This is a genomic window from Pseudoalteromonas phenolica (assembly GCF_001444405.1).
GTDB classification, from domain to species: Bacteria; Pseudomonadota; Gammaproteobacteria; order Enterobacterales; family Alteromonadaceae; genus Pseudoalteromonas; species Pseudoalteromonas phenolica.
In genome coordinates, this window is record NZ_CP013188.1 from 797,245 (window position 1) to 823,531 (window position 26,287).

Sequence of the window (26,287 nt, forward strand, 5' to 3'; positions counted from 1 at the left end):
TAATATGTATTACAAATCTATGTTAGTTGCGGCTTTATTATTATTAAGCTTTCCAGATTTGGCATTCGCTAAGAATTTAAACTTTGGTACAGAAGTTGATGTGAAGCAAGTAACAAAAATTTCGACTATTTTGGAACAGCCAGATAAATACCTAAGTTCGCCTGTAACAATAAAAGGCACTGTTGTGGGGGTTTGTAAAAAGCGAGGCTGTTGGATGACGATTGCATCTGATAAACGTTTCGAAAATCTGAGAATAAAGGTGAGAGATGGCGACATGGTTTTCCCAATGAGTGCAAAAGGCAGTCAAGCTATCGCAACCGGAAAACTGAATAAAATCGAGTTTGACCTTGAGCGCACAAAGCAAATTAAAGCTCAGCAAGCCATTGCTAAGAATGAAGTGTTTGACCCTGCCTCTGTCACTGAGCCGCTAGTTATATATCAATTAGTACCTACTGGGGTTTCGATCCTTGATCAATAAACTGAGAAACATTAATTGGTATCGTTTCAATAGAAGCCTACATCGAGATGTAGGCTATTTTTGTATCGGTATGGTTTTAGTTTTTGCTGTATCTGGTATTGCGGTGAATCATAAAGATGACTGGAATCCAAACTATCAAGTTACACATAAACGGATCCAAGCCCCTATTACGAAGTGGCATGAAACGAGTGATGAGATTTTACTTTCGCAAATATTTAACTATATCGATGAAGGGGTAGAGGTAAAAGCAACGTATTGGGCCTCACCGACCCAGTTTAAAGTGTTTTTAAAAAATGATGGAAACATCACGCTGAACCTTGATAATCACCAACTTATTTTTGAACATATTGAAGCTCGCCCAGTTTTTCAAGCTATAAATAGACTGCATTTAAATGAAACCCATCAAGCATGGATAGTTTTTTCGGATTTATTTGCTGGCTTGCTTATTTTCCTAGCAATAAGCGCATTGTTTATGGTCAAAGGAAAATATAGTCCTTGGGGGAGAAGAGCGATATTAGTCGCTTTTGGTTTTATTATTCCTTTGGGTTTTATTTATTGGTGAAAAAAAGCCCCGCTAAATTAGCGGGGCTGAAAAACAGCCTAGTAATCTAAAAAGCTGAGAGCATCACTGACATCAGTTTTGCCCCCTGTTTTTTAGCACTTATGAGCCAAGGGGAAATTGTGTTCATTCTTTTGTTTTTAATTGCTTGGCTTTTTATATGCGCATTAAACTCAGCTGAATTTTTAATTGAGCCATGTAGACCAAGCAAGTTTAGCTGCATGAGGTAATCATCGGTTTCACCTTCACCTATCAGCTTAAGTATTGCATTCTTATTTTCTAAATCAGCTTTCGTTAAAGTAGTCTCTGCACTAAAACTTTCAGCTCTTGCATCAAGTTTTGTTGCCGATAATGAAATCACATCACCAATCTGTGCATCGTACGGTAAGACGCAATTAAAGGTTATGCCTTCTTTTGCATAATCTAGCTTTAATGTGTCGTACTGACAGGTATGTTGCACACTGTAATTATCTAGGTCGTTCATTGTACGGGGTGTGAATCCGAGCAATAACGGTGAGTGGTTCATAACTTTAAATTGGTTGCTGTATAAGATGGTATGTATTATCCAAGAGTTTTATTACAGCAATATTACTAACTGGTCGATTTGAGTGTATTTACTCTAAGCTTATGATTTAAGGGTGCTTAAAATTTCTAGAGCACCCTTTTTGAATTGTTATTGCATAATAGGTATACAATAAAGGTTAATTTATTTAACGATTTTGTAACGCTTTGTTGAAGGGTATTTGTATTATCGCAGTGTAATAGTTATATCATCCAAACGTCTTTGTTGTGACGCTCTGCTTTTACTACCACTGGCATAATTGCTATCAACACTGCCTAATCTAAATCGTTCAACAAGAAGATTAACTGAGCAGTTTTGGCGTGTGTTTAAGTTTTCATCTTTAAACATATCGAGAGTATCTAGATCTATGGTTAACTTACCGTCGTCTGTCACATTCTCAAATTTTTCAGCATTACCTTGAGTCCCACCGTCTTTGAGTTTGCAAGTTGAGCTGAGTGTTACATCTAATTTGTCAGCAGTGCTATGATTAGACCATTCGATCACTAACTGTTCAGAATTAGAGAATGATTGGCTCTTCTGCGGGGCAAGTATTTCAAATGGTGCAGGCATAGTAAGTGTATTTGTGAGGGTGACGTTATCTTCTGAACGTACAAAATTGACAACATATTGGGTGTTTTCACTGTGTTCGTCAAAGATGGCACGATAATCAACATCAAATACGTCAGTATGTTTTTCTAGAGTTTTAGTGTCGCTGCCTACACTTGCTTCTAACTTATCAGAACTTGATAAACTTATGTTATTGCCAAATTCATCGGTTAAGTTTAGTTCAGCGATAACTCGACTATCATATCCCCCTGATGTGACATATATATTTGACCATATTGCTCTGGTTTTAACATTATCAGACTCAGTTGTTTCCGTGGAGCAGCCACTAATGGTTGCTAAAGCGAATGGCAAAACGAGACAAGTTAATTTGCGCATTATCTTTCCTTTTTATAGTTTAGAACGAGTAGAGGTTTAATTTTTAAAATCTTATTAAGCAAGTGTTTCAATTTTAGTGTCAGACTTTTATTTATGTATACAAATAAACTGTAATAGAGTGTAAGTAAAAGTCAGTAGTTGTAGTTGAGAGAGTTAAATCAATTTGCTGCAGCGTAAATCCAGCATGTTTTACCTGACTTTAATTGCGCTTCGACTCTCTGGTAGTCATCAACTTCATAGTCATCAGCTTGTTGTAATTCAGCATCTGTGATTAAGAATACTGTGCCATCTACAGTGTCTTCCTCATGATCCGATTTAATTAGAATTGGGTGGTATTCTTTACCACTACTTTTAATGACTGCTTCGTCAGTGATTTTAACTTCACCCAGTTTGTAGCCAATCAGAGTATCTTTTTGGCCTTCAAGTAAACGACCAAATGTATCAAGTTGCACTTGAGGTTGCTGTAGCGTGCCATAAGAGAAAAGCGCGTTCATTTAAGTTTCCCATACATAAAACAAGTTTAGATTGTACAAGAGTTTAAGGCGATTAAAACAGCTATTCATAATCTAAACTTATAGGCGCGACTTCATGTCGCGCACAAATGTGAGAGGGTAAATCCGCATCTAAATGTTACTCGGTCGACCCATATCCCCTAGCTCATAATCACAGACGCCATGGGGGAAAACGGTCTTTAATTGCTCGGCTAATTTAGTAATAGGGTGCGAGCCATACATGCCTTTTTCTATTGCTGTTTCGACATCAATTAAATGGCATTTGAAGATGTCGCCAGCCCAAGGGCCGCCCGATTCAATTCGGCTGGTACTGAACATCGGAAAACGTGACTGACATGCGCCGTCTGGCTTTTGATTCCATTTGCCATTAAACACATCCTCGCCTTTTGCATAGGTACTGCCATCGGCTTCGAAGCAGGTATCGCCTAACTCTTGCGGCTTTGCCTCGATAACACTCAGGTTAGGGTTTTGTTTAAGGTTTAAAAGCCACTTATCTATCATGGCAAACGCGGCTTGTGTTGGGTCATGATCTTTATGAGCGACCCAAATAATGTGATTTTTGTGATCGCCATTGGCTTTATCTATTCGTAAACGACTATAAAAAGAGGCTGACATATGATGCATGTCTAACTCATTTTCCAGATAATGTCTGGCATCAATAATGGGCAAGTCTACTTTACCAATAAACACTTGGCCTGAACGATAAGCTGCCTCAATGGCTTCAAGGCTGGCAGTATGACGCTGAGCAGGGCCATGGTTTGCTTCATAAATGTTTTCACTACCCCAAAGAGAGAGCCAAAGCGGTTTGTGCGGACCAAGTGGGGTAATGATATGCTCTACTTGCATGGTGGGTTGTGACTTCCAAGCCCCAATGTTGTAGTTAATATCGAAAAACTCCTCGATACTGATCTTATTATCAAGTAGTGCATTTAACCCATATTGCACCCCCACGTTGTCCCAAGTTGAACGACCAAAACCTTGCTGATCCGTGCCAAGTACATGCTTCATGTCTTGCCAATAACTCCAGTTATTTTGTTCTACCACAGAATCAGCAAATAAAGGTCTTAAAAAGCCCTGTTTAGGGTTGTTAATATAAGCAGATAGGCCAAAGTAACCGTTTATACATTCGCTGTTACCATCGGGGAAGCTAGGCACAAAACCGGCCATAAGTTGATTTAGAGGTTGCAAAAAACCTGCTCTTTGCGGAAAGTCATTAATGGCATTCATGCCTTCAATTAAGCGTCGTCTATCCCAATCTCGCCATGCCTTTCTGTCATCGGCTCTAAAGGTAAAATAGTTGTTTAGGAGATCACAATCGAGCGCATAGGTGGTTTGGCTGATCATATCCGGATAACTATAAAGAGGCAGCAAGCCGTCTAAAATGCCAGTGCTATTTTGAGCAATTAAATATTGCGCAAGGCCGCCACCCGAGCCGCCTACACCCACTGTATAAAGTGGCTCACCATATAAACTGGTGAATTGCTTTTTAACTCTGCGAGCAGTGTCTTCGGCTAGAAGCATGTTATAGGTATAGCTGGTTTTATTGCCACTAGAGCTGATAATGGCATAACCATCGAGTAGTTGGTCTACTTGGCGCTGCATGACTTTATGGGTTTTTTGCCTGCCTTGTCTAAAGCCAATGCCTGAACCGCCATTAAATTGATACACCAATCGATTATTCCATTGCGACTTTGCTAATCTATCACCCACTTCGTCAGGCTTGATAGGCATCACAATGGTATAAATAAAGCGATTAATTGTGCCTTGCTCAGCTCTAAATAGCGCCCCCTGGTAGTTTTTAGCCTGCTCCAATGTGAGTTTTTCAGGCTGTTTGTCAGCATTAATGGCAAAGTATTGTAAGTGTGATTTAACACCACAATCTTTGCTGAAACCTAAAAGTTCACCGCTCTCACTTGTCACTGGCACACCAAGGCCCTCTTGATTATCTACCTCAGGTTGGCCAACCTTTGAATCTACCGACATACAAAAGAAGGGATATTGGTTTGGCCCTGAATATAAGTTTGTTGATGGTCCGACTCCACCAAGTGGAATGGGGAATGGGTAAGTTTCTTCAGGACGTTGGTGTTCAGAAATATGGGGGTAAAAATCGATTAAATAGTTATCTTCTGCAGGTGCAATTGATTTCACCTGTCTAGCAAGGAATGGATCTGGCGGGGTGAGTTGCTGCCATGCAATAAAGCCAATAATTGCGCTTAAGAGCCCACCAATTATTCCCAAAGTTAGTTTACTCATAACATCACCTTTGGATTATGGCGTTCTCTTTAAGTTTAGAAATAACTTCAGTACTCCGTTGTTATTTGTTTGTTAATTAATCGGTTTTTATATTTAATGGCTTTTTGCTAGTATCTGGATTTAGCATTTTGCAGGTACGAAAAAGGAAGTAAGAGCATGAAGCTATTAGTTAAGTCTTACAAAAAACTCATTGAAAAAATAAAACAATTTTCTTGGTACAGCTTGGCAATGTTAATTGTTGTTGTGTTTGCAGGGCCAGAAATTTTCGTGGCTATGGAATTGACTTTGATGCTTGAAGTCATGGGCGCATCGACGTTCTGCATGTTCTATGTGAGTGCATTTAAGGCCTACTTTGAACCTTACCTCAAAAAACTTAAACCCTACTTTGAACGATTTTCTCAGTTTGAAGGAGACGGCTTCTTTGTTTTGAAATACAGACAATATAAACAAATGCCAAGTATGTTAATACATGCTGTGCCTGCAAATACTTTACTGCTAGGCTATCTAAGTATAGTCACAGGCTTTGCCATCCTGACAAAAATTGTTTAGCATTAACGGCAGTTAATTATATTGAGTTGTTATGTTTAAATTCATCGTATCAATTATGCTGTTTTTAAGTTTAGTCGTTTCGCCATTTGGCCAAATGACGGCTTTTGCTGCCCATGAGTGCGATATGACCATGATGACTCAAGACAGCAAGATGCATCACGTAATGTCACAAGACGGAATGTCAAAAGACGAAATGTCGTCAATGGATTGCTGCGAGGTTGAATGTGTTTGCCCGATTAATGCCTGTCATGCTTTTACTTATGTCCCACAGTCAGTTCAAACGCTTGGCTTTTTCTCTAGTTTTGAAAAAATTCAAAATGCGCAGTTAACACCACCAGCCGCAACGATTTCTAATCTCTATCGCCCGCCGATTTTTGCCTAATCTAGGATCAGTGCGCCTAAAATTTGGCGTGTGTGTCCGATTAATCACCTCTTTTATTGTTTTGTTTTTATTGTGATTAGGAGCGCAGGCGATGCGAGTTTTCTCAAAGTTAATTTATTCACTTTCGTTATTTTTAAGTATTTTTTCAAACAACAGTTTTTCACAAGACAAAGCCATAGAGCTACTGGTTGCTAAAACCCCGACTTGTGGTTGTTGTACCTTATGGTTAGATCATCTCACCTCCCAAAATATTAAGGTCGAAGGCAAAAACTTTTCGCACCCGCAAATGAGCGAGATAAAAAGTCAGTACGGCATTGAAGCAAGATACCGCTCATGCCATACCGCAGTGCATGCTGACGGATTTGCCTTCGAAGGTCATGTACCTGCGAAATTCATTAAGCAGTTTTTACAATCTCCACCGAATAATGCGATTGGGTTAAGCGTGCCAGCAATGCCTCTTGGCTCACCGGGGATGGAAATTGATGAAAGGTTTCAAGCCTATAAAGTGCTATTGCTAAAAAAAGATGGCAGCTACGAAGTATTCGCTGAAGTAAACAGTTATAAGGAGCAATTCTGATGTCGAAATTTATTACCAATGCAGTATTGCTCAGTTTAGGCATTGCCGCGGGCAGTGCGGGTATGTACTTTTATTCGCAATCAAATGCAGAACACAGTGCGCATGCTGAACAAAGTGACGAAAAAAAACCGCTCTATTGGGTTGCGCCAATGGACTCGAACTACCGTCGAGATAAACCCGGTAAATCTCCGATGGGCATGGATCTAATTCCGGTATACGAAGAGTCTAACAGCGAAGATGAACACGGGCCGGGTGCAATTCAAATCTCTCCTGAAGTGATAAACAACTTAGGGGTTCGAACTGCGAAAGTCACATTGAGAGACATGACGCCAACAATTAATACCGTGGGTTATATTCAGTATGACGAAGACAACCTCGTACATATTCACCCGCGGGTATCGGGTTGGGTTGAGCAACTATTCGTTAAAACAACAGGGCAAAAAGTTAAAAAAGGCCAAGCGCTCTATACCTTGTATTCTCCAGAGCTTGTAAACGCACAACAAGAGTTTTTAATCGCTTTGCGTGGCAAAGAGTTTGGATTAATAGAAGCCGCCAAGGCTCGATTAAGAGCGCTTCATATTGACGATATTTTTATCGAGCAGTTACAACGAAACAAAAATGTTAGCCAAAATGTGACTTTTTATGCGCCGCAAAATGGTGTGGTTGCCAACTTAAAAATTCGTGAAGGCTATTATGTACAACCGGGCACAACCATGATGAGCATTGGCGATTTAAGCAATGTCTGGGTTGAAGCCGAAGTATTTGAGCGGGATGCAGCGTCGGTAACGGTTGGTTTGCCCGTGCACATGACTCTAGACTATCAGCCAGCGCGTGCATGGCATGGAGAAGTGGATTACATTTATCCAACGCTAGATGAAAAAAATCGCACGCTACGTGTACGTCTACGTTTCGAAAACAAAGATGGCGCGCTCAAGCCAAACATGTATGCGCAATTGCAAATAAGCGGTAAAGCAAAACAAGATAGTATTCTTACACCAATCGAGTCAGTTATAAGAACGGGCAAACAAAACCGCGTGGTCTTAGCTTTGGGTGATGGGCAATTTAAATCTATTGCCGTGCAAATTGGTCAAGTATATCAAGGCCAAATTGAAGTATTAGAAGGCCTCAATGAAGGCGATACCGTCGTCACATCTGCGCAATTCCTGATTGATTCTGAATCGAGTAAATCATCAGATTTTAAACGTATGGAATATGCCGAAGTACCGACTTCTGTATGGGCTGAAGGGGTTGTCACCGCAAAATCTGACACAGAGCAAAGTGTGACAATCGATCATGCGCCAGTTGAAGCTTGGCAATGGCCGCAAATGGTGATGGATTTTGGTGTGCTTAACCAAGCTGACTTTGATGCGCTAGAAGTAGGCCATAGTTTACATTTTGAGATCACCAAACAAGATGATGGCAGCTATCCAGTTTCAGCCATTCATATTATGGGCAAAGTTGAAGTTGCAGCGCCTGATACACAAGCAACAGTAAATGGTGTCATTAATTCCATTGATTTTGACGCTCGTGTTATCAATATCAGTCGCGAAGCCATTGAAAAGTGGGGCCGAGGGCCTGCTACCATGGACTTTGAGGTCATCAATGAGCTGGATATTTCAACGTTCAAAGCGGGTGATAATATCGAATTTACTTTTGATACGGCACAAGATTTTAAAGTCATCGCCATCAGCAAAATAGCCGATAAAAAGGTTATGCAGGATGGTGATATGCCGATGAACGAACACGCCCACCACTAATCACGAGGAGGCAATATGATTGCAGCTATTATTCGCTGGTCACTCAGCAACCGTTTCTTCGTGGTGTTGATGAGTTTAATTTTAGTTGGTGCAGGATTGTTCTCGTTAAAGAATACCCCTGTTGATGCCATTCCCGATTTATCTGATGTACAGGTGATCGTAAAAACCAGTTACCCCGGTCAATCACCACAAGTGGTGCAAGATCAGGTGACATTTCCACTGACTACCGCCATGTTATCGGTGCCTGGTGCACAAACGGTTCGAGGTTACTCCTTCTTTGGCGACTCTTACGTTTATATTATTTTCGACGATAAGACTGATTTGTACTGGGCGCGCTCACGGGTGTTAGAGTACTTAAGTCAAGTTGCACCAAGCTTACCCAGTAGTGCAAAACCTCAATTAGGTCCTGATGCTACAGGCGTAGGTTGGGTGTATTTGTACGCATTGGTTGATAAAACAGGTAAACATGACATTAGCCAACTGCGCAGTATTCAAGATTGGTTCTTAAAATACGAATTGCAATCTGTAGCAGGTGTCTCAGAAGTCGCCGCAGTTGGCGGTATGGTGAAGCAGTACCAAGTACAAGTCGACCCAGATAAGCTGCGCGCCTATGGTATTCCGTTAAATCATGTGCAAACAGCATTACAGCGGGGCAACCAAGAAACAGGCGCATCGGTGCTTGAAATGGCTGAAGCGGAATATATGGTTACCGCGACGGGTTATATTCAAAGTGTGCAAGATATTCTGCAAATTCCTTTAGGTGTGAATGAAAAAGGCGTGGCGCTTACAATTGCCGATGTGGCCGTGGTAAATCTCGGTCCGCAAATGCGGCGCGGTGTTGCTGAGCTGAATGGCGAGGGCGAAGTTGTGGGTGGCGTTGTCGTCATGCGCTTTGGTGAAAACGCCAAAACCACCATTGATGGCGTGAAAGCTAAATTAGAATCGCTAAAAGCGGGCTTGCCTGAGGGCGTTGAAATTGTCACTGTATATGACCGCTCTGCTTTAATCGATAGAGCAGTCGATAATCTCTGGGGCAAACTCACCGAAGAATTGATAGTTGTAGCCCTGATCTGTGCAGCTTTCTTGTTCCATTTGCGTTCTTCAATTGTGGCAGTGATAAGTTTACCTATGGGGATTTTAGTTGCCTTTATTGTTATGTATTTTCAAGGGATTAATGCCAACATCATGTCGTTAGGTGGCATTGCGATCGCCATCGGTGCGATGACAGATGGTGCCATCGTAATGATTGAAAACATGCATAAACACATGGAAAAGACCCCTCTGACTGATGAAAACCGTTGGCAAGTGGTGGGCAAAGCCGCCAGTGAAGTAGGGCCAGCGTTATTTTTTAGCTTGCTGATTATTACCGTTAGCTTCTTACCTGTGTTTATTCTTGAAGCCCAAGAAGGGCGCATGTTCGCGCCGCTTGCGTATACCAAAACCTATGCCATGGCAGCGTCTGCCGGTTTAGCGATCACCTTAGTACCTGTTTTAATGGGCTACTTTATTCGCGGTAAGGTACTACCTGAGTGTAAAAACCCGCTGAATAGATTACTGATTGCTATTTATATGCCAGTTCTGAAAGGCGTTTTACGTTTTCCGAAAACCACAATTTTAGCGGCAATTGCTGTCACAATAGTTGGTTTTTATCCACTAGATAAGATCGGCAGCGAGTTTATACCACCTTTAGATGAAGGTGATTTAATGTATATGCCTACGACGTATCCGGGTATTTCAATTGGTAAAGCCAGAGAGTTGTTACAACAAACTGATAAGCTTATTCGTACTATTCCTGAGGTCGAGAATGTGTTTGGTAAAGTAGGCCGTGCTGAAACCGCCACCGATCCTGCGCCGCTTACCATGATCGAAACCTTTATCCAGTTAAAACCCAAATCACAGTGGCGCGAGGGCGTGACTACTGAGAGATTGAAAAAAGAGCTGGATGCATTGGTGAAATTACCCGGAGTGACAAATGCTTGGGTTATGCCAATCAAAACCCGTATCGATATGCTGGCAACAGGCATTAAAACGCCTGTGGGCATAAAAGTAGCAGGGCCAGATCTCGATGTAATTCAAGATATTGGTCAACAGCTCGAAACGCTTTTACCTATGCTTGAAGGCACGGCCTCTGTGTATTCAGAGCGTGTTGCTGGTGGTCGTTATATCAAGGTTGATATCAATCGCATTAAGGCGGCACGTTATGGTTTAAATATCGCCGATGTACAGCAAGTGGTTGCAACGGCCATTGGGGGAATGAATGTAACCCAAACCGTTGAAGGGCAAGAGCGCTATCCGGTGAACTTGCGTTACCCCCAAGACTATCGAAATTCTCCTGAGCAATTAGCGCGAATGCCGATGGTGACACCCACAGGCCAGCGTATTGCGTTGGGTGATGTCGCGCATGTTTATATCGAAAATGGTTCGCCGGGTATCAAGAGCGAAAATGCCCGTTTAAATGGTTGGACGTATATCGATATTGAAGACATTGATGTCGGCAATTATGTTGAAAATGCCAAAGCATTACTAGCCAAAGAGCTTGAACTACCTGCTGGTTATTCAATCAGTTGGGCCGGGCAGTATGAATATATGGAGCGGGCTAAAGAGAAGTTGAGCTATGTTGTGCCATTAACGCTGGCGATTATAGTTATTTTACTTTACCTAAACTTCAGACGTTTGAGCGAAGTCGTGGTGATTATCGCAACATTGCCGATGGCGATGATCGGCGGATTATGGCTCATGTATCTAGAAGGTTTTAATTTCTCGGTTGCTGTTGGCGTTGGTTTTATCGCATTGGCCGGCGTTGCTGTAGAAATTGGCGTGATCATGTTGGTGTATTTGAATCAAGCACTGCAAGATTTAAAAGATGAACACAAAGCCAAAGGCACAGCTATTAAAAAAGCGGATTATCTAGAAGCCATTTTACACGGAGCAGGGTTACGTGTTCGACCTGTGATGATGACAGTGGCAACCATCATTATTGGCCTGTTACCAATCTTATATGGTGATGGCACAGGCTCTGAAGTGATGTGTCGAATTGCAGCACCTATGGTCGGCGGCATGTCGAGCGCAGTGTTACTCACTTTGATTGTTTTACCAGCGGTTTATTGTTTAATGAAAGCGGGTGAGGTCAAAAAGTTTAATGAAAATTTAGGGTGACCTAGGCATTTGCAATAACACAGTAGGTATGGTTTTATTGTTAGAGATTAAAAAAGGAATAATTTTTAATCTCTAACAACATTCTATAAAAATAATTTATAAGGAATCATTATGAAAACTTTACTTACAAGCGTTGTTGCAGCCATGACAATGGGTATATCTGTTTCGGCCTCTGCATATGTTAATTCTTTCCCTGAATATTATGGTCATATAACCTGCCATAAGCCAGTTGCAGGCAATCCATTTAACATTTTGTGGAGTAAACAATTAAGCTCTTGGGAAGAAGGCGATGTGCTAATTTCCCTTTGTAAATCACAAGGTGGTTTTGCAGCAGATCACAGAACTTGATTTTAACTTGATACAAAAAAGAGAGTTCAACTTAGGGTTAAACTCTCTTTTATATGATTAAAGTTTAAATCATTAATTACCTTCAGAATTGATTATCATCCAGCAAATTTAAAACTGATAAGACACACTTAAACGTATATCACGGCCTGGTTCATACATACCTTTTAATGTTTCATAGCCTTTACCAAATTTACTAAAGTCGCCAACACTGCCGTGGCTTCGGTATGTTTCGTTAAATAAGTTTTGAATAGAAAGGTCAAAACGTAACTGCTCAGTTGGTTCGTATCGTGCGTATACATCAACTAAGTTGTAGCCTTCTTTATCGATGCTACCTAGCTCATCAACCCAGCCTAACTCTAAAGAGCGGTGCATAACTTCAATATCATTTAAATCCGCAACATATTTAAAATTAAAGCCCGTTTTGATGCTATCTGTTACTTCATAGTTAAAGTTGATATTCAGTGCGTCACCTACAGCATTACCAAGTCCACCATATTCGTAGGCATTGATATCTACGTTATTGCGAATGACTTGCTGTTTGCCGCCTTCAACGGAATTATCTGGCCAAATAAATGGCATATTATTTAGTACAACATCGTTATGGTTAAAGCTAACTAACACATCAAATTGATTTGCTTGGTAGCCTGCAACAAGTTCAACACCTGTGCTTTCTAAGTCGCCGATATTTTCGTAAAAAACACCTTCACGACCTTTGAATTTATCGAATACCACACCATTGATAGTGCTCTGGTAAACAGATGCTTCGAATAGCCATGTGCCATCGTTGTATTCAAGGCCAAGCTCAATGTTTTCTACCTCTTCTGGCGCGAGTTCAGGGTTGTCGTTTACTTCACCTGCGGTAAATGCATCAGCTACTTGGCGGCCTCTTAAGGCTTCTGCATAGCCTGCGCTCAAGGTTATGTTTTCTGCTAATGTGTATTTAAAACCGATGTTTTTACTAAAGCCGTCTTGTTTTTTAACTGAAAAGTCTTTGCTCTTTGTGACAGGGTTGCCTTGCGCATCATGCTCAACTACCCATTTGCCATCCACTTTAACCCAGCTAGCTTCAAGACCTGTGTGGTCTAGCTCGTAGGCGTCATAACGTACACCAAAGCTCAGTAATAGGTCAGGTGTAATTTGCCAATGGTCCTGAGCATACACACCTGTCACAGTACCGTCTTCGTTTGCTTTGCCGCCAAATGCTTCGTATGACTCAGAATTAACTTCATCATTCTTTTGTTCAATACCATAAGTTAGAACGTGATCGCCTAGGTCACTGGTATTTCTGATATCGAAACCTGTGGTCTTAATTCCTGCGTTCCAAGTGTAAAGCTCGCGCTTTAAAGAGGACTCAGTTGAGTAAAGTGTGGTTTCTAAATTGATGAATTCGTTTAAATAAAGCGCATGGTTTAGCACTAAAGTTTCACGATCAGACCATGTTTTGAATAGCGGTGCGTCGATGGTTTGAACCCAGTTTGTTTGCTTACCAAACTCGCCCTCTTCTTCGCGTGTTTCGTAACTTACTGTGATAAATTGGCTGTCACTAATTTCGGCATCTACTTTAACAAAACCCAGAGCTTGATCTGAACCTGTTCCAGGGATCAAATCACCTTCGCCATCTTCCATGTTGTCTCGGCTGACATTTACGTAAGACGCTAACACGTTCACTGAATCAGTAACACGACCATATAATGCAACACTTTGTTTGTTGCCATCGTTAGAGAAAATACTCGCTTTTGCCAATCCGCCAAACTGCTCATCTGCATTTAATAAATCGTTTGCAGTTTTTGTTTTAAAACGGATCGCACCACCGACTGCGCCGCTGCCAGCGGTTGCTTCACCTGCACCCGCTTGTACTTCAACACTACGTAATAATTCTGGCTCAATTGACACACGGCCAACGTGGTGGAAAAGCGTACTAGTTTGTGGCGCGCCATCAACCGTGATGTTCATCATCGAGTCTTCTAAGCCACGTACAAATACCTTTTGTACAATACCGAGTGAACCGCCAACCGTAATAGAGGGGGTCGCTCTAAAGATATCTTCTAAATCATTGGCTTGGTAATTGTCTAATTGCTCAGGCGTAATTTCTGAGTTTGTTGTTGCACCTACAACGACAATTTTTTCAATGTCTTTGTTGTCAGTGTCTTTTTCGGTTGCAACGGCTTGAGTACTCAATAAGCCAGCAATAAGGGTAGGTAGTATTTTTGTTTTAAACACAGGAGTCGCTTTAAAAGTCATGGGACATCTCTAATTACTGATATTTTCTAAATCAGAATTATTCCTATTTGCAATTGTGATTGGTAGCACTTTTACAACTGTTACATTTGCAACTTTGGAATGGTGATTTTAACGCTGAGGCCGCCGCTTTTTTGATTAAGGGCATAGATATTTGCACCAACACTTAAAAGGTGACGTTTAGCTAATGCTAACCCTAAGCCAAAGCTGTCACTTTCAGCCATTCTGCTGTCGTCAACTCTAAAGAAGGGTTCGAAGATTTTATCTAGCAAGTGCTCTGGGATCCCTGGACCCGAATCATTGATTTCTAGTAGGTAATGATCTTGCTGTTGTGTGAGTCTAACCGAAACGGTTTCTTTGCATGGCGTATATTTTAGGGCATTTCGCAGTACGTTTTCTATTGCTGGGCAGAGTGCTTTATGACTTGAGTCAGAGATCACTGCTGAGTTTGGTAGTTCACACTCTATGAACTTACAGGCGAACTCGAATCTTGCGTCTTCAATCAAAACATCGAGTAAATCAACTAACTCTACTTGTTCCTGCATGATTTTGGGCTGTTCATTTTCGAGCCATGCAAAAGTGAGGGTATTTTCAACAAGCTTCCTTATTTGCTTAGATTCCCTCGAAATACGTTCTAAATGTTGTGAACTATTACTCGAGTCAAAGTTCTCAACGGCAATATCTAAACGAGTTAATGGTGTTCGCAACTCATGAGATAAGTCAGCTATGAGTTGCCTTTGATTTTCGATAAGCTCTCCAATTCTTGATGCCATTGAATCAAATGTTTTGGCAAGATGAGACAGCTCATCATCACGTTTAGCAAAGTGTTGGCCGACTCGAACTGATAAGTCCCCCTTGCTGAATGCGAGCGTGGCATTATCGAGGCGGTGTAACGGCGTAATAATGTGCCTATATAGAATCAAGGTGAGCAATATGAGTAACATCATCGGAATAACTATCTGCAGAGCAAATTTCGTTGTTAACCAATGCGTGCCCGGTCGCATTCGCTCTGGTAATCGAATTAAAAAGCTGGCGCCATATTCTTGAAAAGGTAACTCCATAATCGGGTTATCAGAAAAGTAGAGGTGGATCTTCCAATCAATGCTACGTCCAAAATGATAATAACCTACGATGTCTTTATCGTAAGGTTTACCCGCAAATTGCTCAGCTTTAAAACCGACGACAGACACCCACACGTTCTCTTGTTGCTCTATCTCTTGAAGGTACTTTTCTAATCCAACAAAGTCTTTTTGAACGTAATATGACTCTGCTTTTTCGCCCCAAGCTCTTAACTCTGCTCTATGCTCAGCTTTTATAAAGCTCATTTTCTCTTCGGTTTTTAAGGTAATGGTGTGAACCAAATAGAAAAATGTAACTAGGCCTGTTGCAAGGATAAAAAACAGCTTCCAGAAAATCTTACGCTTCATTTAAAACAGTACCCTTTGCCATGCACTGTCTGTAAACGATCTCCTTGCCAGCCTGCTTCATTAAGCTTGCGCCTTACACGGCTCAAATGCATGTCGATACTGCGGTCGTATGCCCCCAGTTTTTTATTTAATACAGCTTCGTGCAACTCCGCTTTTGGGATAATAACGTTCTGCTTGCTAAGCAGGTTCCACAATAATTTAAATTGGATGGGGGTAAAATCTAAAAGTACCTCATTGAGATGTACTTGCTGTGAGTTCACATCTATAGACAAGTCATCAAAGTGCATATGTTCTTGGCTGCTACTTTCTATGTCGGGCTTGGCTCGGCGTAAAAGACTTTCAATACGAAGAAGTAATTCTTGGCTGTTAAAAGGTTTGGCAACATAGTCATCTGCCCCGTGAGTAAACCCTAAAATACGCTCTTCTTCAGCGCCTTTGGCCGAAACCATGATCACTGGGATCTGACTTACTTGTCGTAATTGTTTGAGTAGAGTGACACCATCAAGTTTTGGTAGCATTTTATCGAGTAAAACGAGGTGGTGTTGCTCCGATTTGGCTTTATTAAAACCATGCTCTCCATCAAAGCATTGTTCAACGAGGTAACCTGCTTTTTTCAGTAAGTCTGATAAATAATTGCTGAGTGTAATGTCATCTTCAATGAGGAGAATAGAGGTCATGGAATATATTATTGCAAATAGAAACTGTTATTATTTGCAATAATAAGCTTATCAAAGGTCTGTGTAAATCACTATGTTCCTTTCTTGGGTTAGTTTAAGAAAAAATAATACTAATGAAATTAGCTTTTAAAACATGGTGTTAACATTTGTTCTAAAGTTTGTATAGATGTGAGATGCGTAGTGATAATTAGATAACTTGCTCAGTTACAGTGAGGTCGTTAGACTAGCAGCGATTTTGATTATGCAGGATAATGTTGTGGAATTAACAACTTGGCTAAGCTTAGCTACTATTTGCGCAATTGGCGCTATGTCACCGGGTCCGAGTTTGGCTGTCGTATTACGTCATTCTCTTTATAACAGTGCAGGGCACGGTATTGCTGCAAGTGTTGCACACGGTGTCGGGGTTGGTATTTATGCTGCGTTATCAATAGCAGGATTAGCAAGCTTAATTACCCATTTTCCTATTGTATTCCAAACGCTGGTTTACGCAGGCGCTGCGTACTTAGCCTATATGGGTTATAAAATCTTGACCAGTAAGTCTTCAGGTCTAGATGTTGCTCAAGCAAATGCAACGAGTTACAAACAAGCCGCGCAAGATGGCTTTGCCATTGCTTTCTTAAACCCTAAGCTTGCTATCTTTTTTATCGCCTTGTTTTCACAATTTATACAACCAGAAGCCATGACGCTAACCGTCGCCATATTAATGTGCGGCACTGTATTGGCGATTGATACCTTATGGTACTTTTTTGTGTCGGTTGCCAGTGCAAAAGCAAGAGAGAAGTTTGATTTAACTAAGAAGCAAGCTGTAATAGATAAGTTATTAGGTACTGCATTTTTATTACTTGCAGCAAGAGTGTTGTACCAGCAGTTAATTGGTTAAACATTGAATAGCGTGGGATAAACTCACGCCTACAGGTGATGGTTTTGTTTTGTTGTAGGCGCGATTTTACATCGCGCAATTCTAATTTGATTCCTATTTATTTCGAAAACTCAGCTTCAATACACTTCACAAATGCTCTTAACCCTTTACCTTTGTTCACCACTTTCCAAGCAATATTTAATGATTGCGGTATTGAAGGCTCCGCCAAGGTTATTACTTTTAATGCGCCTGATTCAATCTGACTAGTTATCTGATCAACAGGTAAAAAGCCAACTCCGACTCCGGCCTCAATGGCGCAGATTTTTTGCTGTAAATTGCTTACGTATAAGTGTTTTGAACCTTCAATGATGTTTGACGACTTCGCAATAGCGTTTCGACTTGAATCGTGAACAACTACGGTGCGATATTTCAAAATATCAGACGCTTCAATGTCTCTGCCAAGTTTATTGAGTGGGTGTTCTGGCGTTGCTACAAAGGCGCTATGGTATTCGGTCAGAGTTTTTGCGCGTATGCCTTGCTGCGCTGGAACGGGATCTGATGCACCGATCACCAAATCAATCTCGTCTTCAATTAAGGCTTCCCACGTACCATTCAACACTTCTTCTTTAAAGTCGAGTTCGATGTTTTCGTGTTCAGCTAAAAATTCATAACAGGCTTTGAAAACTTTGCGCTCATCAATAATGGTATCAATAGCGATGCGTATTTTGGGCTCCCAACCGTGGGCGATTGTTTGCGTCTGCTCAGTTAATTTGCCAACAGCAAGTAATACTTTACGGCCTTCTCCAAGAAGGTGCACGCCTGCAGGGGTTAGCACAGAGCGTCGACCTTGGCGGACAAATAACGTCACACCCAGTTGTTCTTCGAGTTTTTGCACAATATACGAAATCGCTGATGGAACTTTATTAAGCTGCTCAGCGGCACTGGCAAAACTACCCCGTTTATCAATGGCGTCGAGTACCAGTAAAGCTTCTAATGTTAAAGGAGAGTGCTGCATATCACTTACAAAACATGTTCAAAACTATTGTTCAAATATTTTGAACTAACTTGTCAAATTCTGCCAGTTATTTGTTTGCGAATACCTACCTATAATGAACTCACTTCTTCAGAGAAACACTGAAAAACATAATTAACTAAATTTAAGAGAGCAGCAAAATGAACACATCAACTTTACTAAACGTACTAAAAACTGACGATCAGCTTTCGGTATTACCACTTCGCGTAGTCGCAGGTATTTTATTTATTGCCCACGGCGCACAAAAGTTATTTGCATGGTTTGGTGGCTATGGTCTTGAAGGCACAGGTCAGTGGATGGAATCAATCGGCTTAGCGCCCGGCTATTTAATGGCACTTATGGCGGGAAGTGCAGAGTTTTTCGGCGGGATCTTTTTACTAGTCGGCTTACTAACTAGACCAACCGCAGTCGCACTTGCTTTCACAATGCTGGTGGCCATTTTTGCAGTGCATTTCCAAAATGGTTTATTTATGTCGAACAATGGGTATGAATTTGCGTTATCACTGTTTGCTATCAGCGTAGCCTTGATATTCCAAGGTGGTGGTAAGTTTTCGTTCGACCGTGTTTTAACTTCTAAGTTGGCTAGCCAAGGTAAAGCGCAGCTTCAAACTGCTAGCAACTAAAATCGAAATATAAGTTCGAAAATTTATAAAACGTAAAAAGTAAAAGTAAAGAAGTCACAGACTTAGGTGACTTCTTTAAAGCAAAATATTTATAGCATTGAGAGGGTTTATTATGGGTTTATTACAAAACGGCAAATGGGTTGATAAGTGGTACGACACCAAAGAAAGTAAAGGTGCATTTAAACGCCAAGACAGTAAGTTTCGAAACACGATTAGCACAGACAGTGATAACCCTTATCAACCTGAAGCTGGCCGTTATCATCTTTATGTTTCGTTAGCGTGTCCTTGGGCGCACCGCACATTAATTTTTAGAGCACTGAAAGGGCTTGAGTCTTTAATCGATGTCACAGTTGTACAAGCTCAAATGCTAGAAAATGGGTGGGAGTTTGATGATGAAAAAGACCCGCTTTATGGTTTTAAATATGCGTATGAGCTGTATTTAAAGTCAGATCCAAGTTATGAAGGTCGCGTCACGGTTCCAATCCTTTGGGATAAAAAGACCCAAACCATAGTCAATAATGAATCGGCGGAGATCATTCGTATTTTTAATACTGCGTTTAATGAACTCACTGGCAACAAAGATGACTATAGTCCAGAAGCTTTATTGCCTGAAATTGATCAGATGAACGCACGCATTTATGACACCATTAACAACGGCGTCTATAAAGCGGGCTTTGCAACGACGCAAGAAGCATATAACACAGCGTATGATGCATTATTTGAAAGTCTAGATTGGCTAGAAGATCATTTAAGCAAAAATCGTTATTTAGTTGGTGAGCAAATCACCGAAGCCGATTGGCGTTTGTTCACGACGCTTATCCGCTTTGATGCCGTGTATTTTGGTCATTTCAAATGTAATCGTACTCAGCTAAAGGATTTTGAAAATATCAGCAATTATGTTCGAGAGTTGTATCAGGTGCCGGGCGTGAGTAACACCGTTGATATCGAATACACAAAAGAGCATTACTACGCGAGTCATAAGACCATTAATCCAACTGGGGTGATCCCAAATGGTCCTGAATTAGATTTTAACGCGCCGCATAATCGCAAAACTCTTTAAAACGTTCACAGGTGCTACCGACTTGATTTACTCGGCAGCACCGACTTTACGTCGGGTTATCTGTTTATATTAAAAGCAATTTAAAATAATCAGACCAAACATGAATAACTTATTGATTCTTATCACTACTCATCTACAAAAAATTAAGCTAAATTAGCAAACAACTAAGTTACAAAGAAACTTGGCGAGCAGCAGCTATATTAAAACTGCACAGGCGTGAAACCCAACGTCACCACTCTCACACTGGTAAAGAATAAACACATGACACAACAAACGCTCGACTACTACGCTCAGAACGCCAGCGCATTCGCCAACAGCACGCTCCATATTAATATGAGCGAGTTTTACAACGCATTCTTACCGCATATTCCTTCAGCCGAGGGCTGCCCGAATGGCTTAAAACCCCATATTCTAGACGCAGGTTGTGGCTCGGGCCGAGACGCACTGCATTTTAAAAAGCTTGGCTATAAAGTCACGGCATTTGATGCAGTTGCAGAACTGGCAGAAATCGCCAGCTTTCACCTAGAACAACCTGTTTATGTAAAAACATTTCGCCAAATTAACGACCAAAACCAATTCGATGGTATTTGGTGCTGCGCAAGTTTACTGCACGTTGCACACAGCGAATTACCCGATCGTTTCACTAAACTCGCCAACGCCTTAAAACCAAACGGTGTGTTATACGTTAGCTTTAAGTACGGAGAAGGTGAGCGAGACATAAATGGCCGCCACTTCACAGACTTAAGCGAAGAAAGTTTAAAAGCATTAATAGACGCAGAGCCACAACTAACGCTTGAAAAAACATGGCAAAGTGAAGATCAAAGACCTGAGAGAAAAGGCGAGATTTGGTTGAATGGGCTGATTAGAAAGAAATAAAATCACCTACTCAGGTGCGACTAATTATTAATTCGCATCTAACTAAAACATCCTACATCGTTGTATAAGGAATATGCTAGGACGTGAAAGATATAAAGCCAAACGAAAAACTTCAGTTAGCATTTATTTCATTTATCCAGAGAGTTTTATCTGAGGGCGACTTTGTTGCTACCTATAAGTATGCATTGTTAAATGCGATTGCCGATATATGTATAGAAAAGCTTGATGTTAGTACTAATGAGAGTCTCAAAATTGAGCATAGTTTATTAGCTGAGAAGATACTTCAATTATATTGGCATCATGCTATGCCGTTTTCGAATCTTAAGTCGGGAGCAGACGCGCTCCTCAAACAAAATTCCGGAGCGCAATCTAAAGTCATTTCCGTGTTATATGAATGCCAGCAAAATAATATACGTAGCTTAGGACAATTAAAGAGAAGCAGTTACTGGAATGAAAGTTATCGAGCAGCGTTAAATACCTTGAAAACAGGACCACTCTGGCGGCTTCAAATTCTAGCTAAGCAAGAAGAATGTTTTCTTTATCCTCATAACAAAAAACCGCAATACATTGAACTTAAGCCAGGTATCGCAGCATGCTTTAGAAGGTTTTATGATTTGGTTGTTTACCTCTCTAAAAATGCATGGTTGCAAAAAATTCAGAGCATCAAATATAACCAAGCGTTAATTGGGCCTCAATCTAAGCTCGAGTCATTTTTGTTTGGAGAGGACAGACAATCTTTAGCTAAAGTTAAGCCGTTACTAGTAGATTTACAAAAGAACCAATGTTTTTACTGTCAAAAACCATTTAAGAATGATGTTGAAATTGATCATTTTATTCCTTTTTCTCGCTACAGTAATGATTTGGCGCATAACTTCGTTGCTGCTCATCGTAGGTGTAACAATAATAAACGAGATTTTCTTGCTTCTTATGAACATAGAGATAATTGGATAGAAAGTAATCTAGTCAAACACAATCAAGTTATTGAATCTGAATTAAGTAGTTACTTTGATTGTAGTGCTGATCAAAGTATTGCAGTGAGTAATTGGGCTTATGAAGTAGCAAGAAGTAACCATGCAAAACTTTGGCATAGTATAGATACATTTGTTGACTCCGCACCTATTGCTCCTGTTTTGACGTTCAAAAAGAAACATGGTGAAAGAGAAGATAAGATTGAGACTAATAAGACTGAAATAATCGCAGAGCTAGAACCGCAACTGTACTACTTCCCTAATTTAAAAATTGCTTGCGGGCACTTCAAAACTGGCGATGAAAGTGATGCTGAGTATATGGATATACCTGATGGAGTTGGCAAGGTTGATCCTAATAAGCATTTTTTTGCAAGAGCCAGCGGTAATTCTATGAATGGTGGCAAGAGTCCAATATTTGATGGTGATCTATTGTTGCTGGAATTTATTACGCCTGAGAGTGCAGGGTCATTACAAAACCAAACTGTAGCGATTGAGAGACTGGATAGTGCAGGCGACAGCCAATACTTATTGCGAGATATTAAAAAAGCAACGGATGAAAATGGTAACTCTTGCTATCAGCTCATTGCGAAAAATCCTGACTATGAAACTTTGGTTGCAGATGAAAGTATGAAAACCTTTGCAAGGCTAAAAAAACATCTGTGTTAGCCAGTTCAGCTAAGGTCTTTAAATAAAACCTTAGCCATCTAATGATTTAGTCTAATGGGATTCGCAAGTGTTTTTGAACATTAAATCTTTGTTCAGGATCTGAAGAATTACACTTATATAAGTTTAAATTGCTTCCATTATGTACTTTGTAAGCATTTAAACAAAAGTTGGTGTTTTTCAAGCGAATTTGTATATTAGATCCTTTACCTATAAATTCCCAATGTTGTTCAGGGTCATTCCTGTTACAAGTGTAGACATCCACATTTGATGATTGGCCTGGATTAAAAGCGTTTAAACACAAATCAGGTCCGTATGCTAAGGCTAAATTATCTGAACCATACCAAGTCCATATTCCATCACGCAGGTCAGCGCTATGCCACATATTTACATTTCCTGAATCTTTATGAATGTATGCGTTAATAAAATATCCATTATTTTCGAAAGCGTAATAAATGTCCTGTGCTTTGGCTGGTTGAGTACATAGTATAAATACTGAGCTAGCTATAAACATAATTTTCTTAAGTTTCTTCATTTTTATTTCCTTTAAAAGTTTCTAAATCATCTGCCCGATTGCAGATGATTCAAGATGTTAACCTTGAGTTTCTAAAAGTAAATTTGTACTATCCATAGCGCTCTATCTAACTCTACTTTACTGAATATAAAGGATATTATTTTGAAAAGTGCAATTGAGATGCGGATAAAGGAATATATTAAGACTCAAGGACTGACGAATCGGAGATTTGCTAAAGACGTGGGAATGGGGGAGTCAACCCTATATAAAAAGTGGCGTGAACCGCAGAGTTTCACTGAGTTTGAGCTAAGACGTATTGCAAATATACTCGGCATTAACTATGAACAAGCCAGTGCATTGTGTGTCGAGACAAAAAATAGAGACTCGATTCAAGCAGAGCAGCAAATAGAGAGTATTAAAGGCTTTCATATTCGCTCTGGCGTTTTATTGGTCATGGTCGTTTTAGGCGTTGGGCTGTTAAGTGTTGTATTGCACTTATTGTCTGAAATTAGGCTTGATAAAGATGAACGGCTACATCTTCCAGAATATAGGGCGCGTTATATTGGTGCTGGGGTTGATTTGGCATCGAGTGATTTAGGCGAAGAAACGGCGTTTCATTCTTCTTTATACGATTATGAGTTCTTAGACATTACCGTTGAAACGCTCGGTGAAGACATCAGTTTGACTGGTAAGATGCGTTGGACATTAAAACGAGATAGCACATTAACAAGGTTGAGTGACTTCAGTGCCGAAGGTAAACATTTAGGTGATACTGCAGCCTTGGTCTATACCGTTAAAGATCCAGTTGATTCAGAAGTGTGGATTGGTACGGCGATGATGTATATGCCTCGTTCGGGTGATGCAAATGGGTATTGGATGACTATACATAATGATAAAGATCCTGCTGGAACCGGACCATTTGCAACTGGAACAATAGAACTTATACGAAGAGAGATGTAACTATTCATTAGGTTAAGTGAGTTAAACTAAAAGTCTGTTTTGTCCCAAAGCTATTAACAAAGCCGCTTTAATCAACTAAAGTGGCTCTGCTTGTTTAATAGGGATCGTTTTATGTCGTCTATTCAGTTTGGTTGTTGTGAGTTTAACCAAGCCACTCAAATTTTAACGCTAGAAGGTAAGGTTGTTGAGCTAGATCCTCGCCAGCTTACTTTGCTTGAATTTTTTATTGCTAACCCTGAGCGTATTGTTTCTCGGGATGAGCTTCAACAAGCGATTTGGAAACAAGTTATTGTCAGTGACAATGCGATTAATAAGCTAGTAGCAAACCTTCGAAAGTCGTTAGATGATAACCCTAAGTCACCTTTATATATTCAAACTGTGCCTAAGCAAGGGTACCGGTTTGTTGCAAAAATTAAAGAGATTACAGTTAGGGTTGAAAAAGACCATCCAGAAACTCTTAAACAGCATGCTTCCTTTTCAAAAAGCGCACAAAAATCAAGATGGCCGAAGATTGTAGCGTCTTTATGTTTGTGTTCGTTCGTTGTACTTATGAGCTATGTTGCTTATTCAGATAATCAACCTGAGCCTAAATATGGTCATACGCAAACGCTCACTCGCATGACAGGATTCAAACAATCACCGGTTGTGACTTTAGATCAAGAGTCTGTGCTTTTTATTAACTTTACAGAAGGTGAAGGACAGCTCTTTAAGGGACCAGTTGATTTAGGGAAAGACGATGTTCAACCAATCATTACCCCATTCTCATCGATTACATATTTACTTGGTTTTGATAAAAGTGGGCAGTTAGTTGTGAGAGCAAATAAAGCAGGTAAATGTGGCTGGTTCAAGGGGCTTATTGAGTCTGGCGATTTTGTGATCACAGAGCAAAGCCAGCTTGCATGTCCAAAGCGCATGCTGCGAGATAATGAGTATACTGCAAATACCGATAGTATTTATTTTATTAACCATAGCAGCCAAGGCTATGAAGCGAATAGCCTTTCATATGCGCACTTTGATGACGTTGCGTTTAATACTGCTTCACTTAATTTAGCAAAAAAATGGACAGCGTCACGGTTCGAAATTGCAGATAATGATGTTGTTTTATTAGCACATACGGCGATTGGCCACAGTGGTGTTTTCAAATTGGCTTTATCAGATATTACTGCAAAAGAATCTGAGCTTGCGTTTGAAGATAAAAATAAGGCACGTTCACATATAAGTCCTGAGTTTACGTTGCCTTACCGCTCTAACAATGTGGCTTGGTCGCACGACAAAAAAGGGGTAATTTACACGAATGCGCCGCCAGCGACACAGTTACTTTATCAAAGCTTAGAGACCGATGTTAAGCCTAAGCTAGTGGCCAGTTTTAGTGACTATATTTGTTGTAATATCGAACGGATCAACGTAAATGATGACTTTGTATTTACCACTGAAGCTGCTGACCATAACATTGAATGGCTAGGCAAGTCTGAAAACTCAGGTATTGATTTCGAAATAGACAACTCGAGTAGTTATGACTTTATCCCTGCATTTGCAAACACATCTGACGATTTATATTTTCTCTCAAAACGTTCGGGTAAAACACAAATTTATAAACAATCAGCGCAAAGTAAAGCCGAGCAAGTGAGCGATTTTAATGCCTATTTAAGGTTTTATGGCTTGGCTTTGTCTCCAGATGATAAGTGGATAACGAGCTTTGAAAGCAAAGTTATTTGGTTATTGGCAGCTGATAAGAACCTGGCTGATAGAACGATTTCATTGACGGGCAATATTTTAAGCTTAGACTGGTTAAGCAATCAGCTTTTTGCAGTGTCAGTGAGAGAAAACGGACAGGTGCGCGTTGATATTTATAATACGCAAATGCAAAAGGTTCATACCTTGGTTGGCAGCGAGCGTTTTGAAATTGATCGTGTTATGTCGAAACGAAATGGTGGCAGAGATGTGATCATGATTGTGAACGAGCGTACACTTTATGATTTACCCCTTTCATCAATATTTGACGCAAGTACTATAGATGGCTCGATTGATGAAGCGTCTGAGCTAGTCAGCTTAAATGAGCCAATTCCTTTATTGGCTGCTGTGATCGACGAAAATCAATTTCTATACCCAAGTGAACAAAGAGGAAAGTGGATGGGGGTTGAGTTAACGATTGGCGCTGAACCTCATTTTCTTCCATTCGATATAGGTCGTGAACTTACAGCCAAAGATGGCAGGTTTGTTCACAGTAAATTAGTGCATTTAAGCAGTGAAGTGCATAGAACTCTTGCGCAGTAACTTATTTGAATATTAAGCGTTACTTTGTACTGGCGGGTTT

At 40.5% G+C, this 26,287-nt stretch carries 24 protein-coding genes; 15 read left to right on the forward strand and 9 right to left on the reverse strand.

Annotation, left to right across the window (positions count from 1 at the left end; translation table 11 throughout):
* The first annotated feature begins 4 nt into the window (after positions 1-4).
* Both PP2015_RS20640 and PP2015_RS20645 read left to right on the forward strand, forming a co-directional pair.
* A complete protein-coding gene (locus PP2015_RS20640; protein ID WP_058032370.1) occupies positions 5-478 on the forward strand; it encodes a DUF4920 domain-containing protein in 474 nt (157 codons plus the stop codon).
* Positions 468-1,040: a PepSY-associated TM helix domain-containing protein gene (locus tag PP2015_RS20645; RefSeq protein WP_227009264.1), complete on the forward strand. Its 573-nt coding sequence runs from the start codon at positions 468-470 to the stop codon at positions 1,038-1,040. The genes PP2015_RS20640 and PP2015_RS20645 overlap by 11 nt, the downstream gene beginning before the upstream one ends.
* Positions 1,041-1,086: 46 nt before the next feature.
* On the opposite strand, the gene PP2015_RS20650 is transcribed toward PP2015_RS20645, so the two are convergent.
* The 4 genes from PP2015_RS20650 to PP2015_RS20665 form a co-directional block, all read right to left on the reverse strand.
* Positions 1,087-1,521, reverse strand: a complete 435-nt coding sequence (locus tag PP2015_RS20650; RefSeq protein ID WP_058032371.1) for a hypothetical protein — start codon at positions 1,519-1,521, stop codon at positions 1,087-1,089.
* Positions 1,522-1,785: 264 nt separating this feature from the next.
* Positions 1,786-2,541 (reverse strand): hypothetical protein, encoded by a 756-nt coding sequence (locus PP2015_RS20655; protein WP_058032372.1) that lies wholly within the window; start codon positions 2,539-2,541, stop codon positions 1,786-1,788.
* 158 nt (positions 2,542-2,699) lie between these two features.
* Positions 2,700-3,035, reverse strand: coding sequence for a gamma-glutamylcyclotransferase family protein (locus tag PP2015_RS20660; protein WP_058032373.1), 336 nt, complete (start codon positions 3,033-3,035; stop codon positions 2,700-2,702).
* Between the two features lie 129 nt (positions 3,036-3,164).
* Positions 3,165-5,306 carry a DUF6351 family protein gene (locus PP2015_RS20665; RefSeq protein WP_058032374.1) on the reverse strand — a complete coding sequence of 714 codons (2,142 nt, stop codon included), beginning with the start codon at positions 5,304-5,306 and terminating at the stop codon, positions 3,165-3,167.
* 156 nt (positions 5,307-5,462) lie between these two features.
* Between PP2015_RS20665 and PP2015_RS20670 the strand changes: the two genes are divergently transcribed.
* The 6 genes from PP2015_RS20670 (at position 5,463) to PP2015_RS20695 (ending at position 12,075) form a co-directional block, all read left to right on the forward strand.
* Entirely contained in the window at positions 5,463-5,855 is a 393-nt protein-coding gene (locus tag PP2015_RS20670; protein ID WP_058032375.1) for a hypothetical protein, read from the forward strand.
* A gap of 31 nt (positions 5,856-5,886) precedes the next feature.
* Positions 5,887-6,237: a hypothetical protein gene (locus PP2015_RS20675; RefSeq protein ID WP_058032376.1), complete on the forward strand. Its 351-nt coding sequence runs from the start codon at positions 5,887-5,889 to the stop codon at positions 6,235-6,237.
* Between the two features lie 91 nt (positions 6,238-6,328).
* Positions 6,329-6,814: a DUF411 domain-containing protein gene (locus PP2015_RS20680; protein WP_058032377.1), complete on the forward strand. Its 486-nt coding sequence runs from the start codon at positions 6,329-6,331 to the stop codon at positions 6,812-6,814.
* Positions 6,814-8,571 carry an efflux RND transporter periplasmic adaptor subunit gene (locus PP2015_RS20685; protein ID WP_058032378.1) on the forward strand — a complete coding sequence of 586 codons (1,758 nt, stop codon included), beginning with the start codon at positions 6,814-6,816 and terminating at the stop codon, positions 8,569-8,571. The genes PP2015_RS20680 and PP2015_RS20685 overlap by 1 nt, the downstream gene beginning before the upstream one ends.
* A 15-nt stretch (positions 8,572-8,586) precedes the next feature.
* Positions 8,587-11,727 carry an efflux RND transporter permease subunit gene (locus tag PP2015_RS20690; protein ID WP_058032379.1) on the forward strand — a complete coding sequence of 1,047 codons (3,141 nt, stop codon included), beginning with the start codon at positions 8,587-8,589 and terminating at the stop codon, positions 11,725-11,727.
* Between the two features lie 111 nt (positions 11,728-11,838).
* A complete protein-coding gene (locus PP2015_RS20695) occupies positions 11,839-12,075 on the forward strand; it encodes a hypothetical protein (RefSeq protein WP_058032380.1) in 237 nt (78 codons plus the stop codon).
* Between the two features lie 108 nt (positions 12,076-12,183).
* Here PP2015_RS20695 and PP2015_RS20700 read toward each other — a convergent pair whose 3' ends face one another.
* From PP2015_RS20700 to PP2015_RS20710, 3 genes are all read right to left on the reverse strand, one after another.
* A complete protein-coding gene (locus tag PP2015_RS20700) occupies positions 12,184-14,316 on the reverse strand; it encodes a TonB-dependent receptor (RefSeq protein WP_058032381.1) in 2,133 nt (710 codons plus the stop codon).
* 80 nt (positions 14,317-14,396) lie between these two features.
* Positions 14,397-15,740, reverse strand: a complete 1,344-nt coding sequence (locus tag PP2015_RS20705; protein WP_058032382.1) for a sensor histidine kinase — start codon at positions 15,738-15,740, stop codon at positions 14,397-14,399.
* Positions 15,737-16,417 carry a response regulator transcription factor gene (locus PP2015_RS20710; RefSeq protein WP_058032383.1) on the reverse strand — a complete coding sequence of 227 codons (681 nt, stop codon included), beginning with the start codon at positions 16,415-16,417 and terminating at the stop codon, positions 15,737-15,739. The genes PP2015_RS20705 and PP2015_RS20710 overlap by 4 nt, the downstream gene beginning before the upstream one ends.
* A 256-nt stretch (positions 16,418-16,673) precedes the next feature.
* Between PP2015_RS20710 and PP2015_RS20715 the strand changes: the two genes are divergently transcribed.
* Complete coding sequence (locus PP2015_RS20715; protein ID WP_058032587.1) at positions 16,674-17,297, forward strand: LysE family translocator; 624 nt, start codon at positions 16,674-16,676, stop codon at positions 17,295-17,297.
* A gap of 97 nt (positions 17,298-17,394) precedes the next feature.
* On the opposite strand, the gene PP2015_RS20720 is transcribed toward PP2015_RS20715, so the two are convergent.
* A complete protein-coding gene (locus PP2015_RS20720; protein ID WP_058032384.1) occupies positions 17,395-18,291 on the reverse strand; it encodes a LysR substrate-binding domain-containing protein in 897 nt (298 codons plus the stop codon).
* A 158-nt stretch (positions 18,292-18,449) separates the two neighbouring features.
* Between PP2015_RS20720 and PP2015_RS20725 the strand changes: the two genes are divergently transcribed.
* The 4 genes from PP2015_RS20725 to PP2015_RS20740 all read left to right on the forward strand — a co-directional run bounded on the left by PP2015_RS20725 (position 18,450) and on the right by PP2015_RS20740 (position 22,502).
* Positions 18,450-18,932, forward strand: coding sequence for a DoxX family protein (locus PP2015_RS20725; RefSeq protein WP_058032385.1), 483 nt, complete (start codon positions 18,450-18,452; stop codon positions 18,930-18,932).
* 112 nt (positions 18,933-19,044) lie between these two features.
* Positions 19,045-19,992 carry a glutathione S-transferase family protein gene (locus PP2015_RS20730; RefSeq protein ID WP_058032386.1) on the forward strand — a complete coding sequence of 316 codons (948 nt, stop codon included), beginning with the start codon at positions 19,045-19,047 and terminating at the stop codon, positions 19,990-19,992.
* A 261-nt stretch (positions 19,993-20,253) separates the two neighbouring features.
* Positions 20,254-20,868: a class I SAM-dependent methyltransferase gene (locus PP2015_RS20735; RefSeq protein ID WP_058032387.1), complete on the forward strand. Its 615-nt coding sequence runs from the start codon at positions 20,254-20,256 to the stop codon at positions 20,866-20,868.
* 83 nt (positions 20,869-20,951) lie between these two features.
* The gene (locus PP2015_RS20740) at positions 20,952-22,502 is read left to right on the forward strand and encodes a S24 family peptidase (protein WP_227009265.1); all 1,551 of its coding nucleotides are present in this window, start codon (positions 20,952-20,954) and stop codon (positions 22,500-22,502) included.
* A gap of 46 nt (positions 22,503-22,548) precedes the next feature.
* Here PP2015_RS20740 and PP2015_RS20745 read toward each other — a convergent pair whose 3' ends face one another.
* Entirely contained in the window at positions 22,549-23,034 is a 486-nt protein-coding gene (locus PP2015_RS20745; protein WP_058032388.1) for an RICIN domain-containing protein, read from the reverse strand.
* Between the two features lie 225 nt (positions 23,035-23,259).
* On the opposite strand from PP2015_RS20745, the gene PP2015_RS20750 reads away from it, so the two are divergent.
* Entirely contained in the window at positions 23,260-23,973 is a 714-nt protein-coding gene (locus tag PP2015_RS20750) for a hypothetical protein (protein ID WP_058032389.1), read from the forward strand.
* A gap of 111 nt (positions 23,974-24,084) precedes the next feature.
* Complete coding sequence (locus PP2015_RS20755) at positions 24,085-26,247, forward strand: winged helix-turn-helix domain-containing protein (protein ID WP_058032390.1); 2,163 nt, start codon at positions 24,085-24,087, stop codon at positions 26,245-26,247.
* The last annotated feature ends 40 nt before the right edge of the window (positions 26,248-26,287 follow it).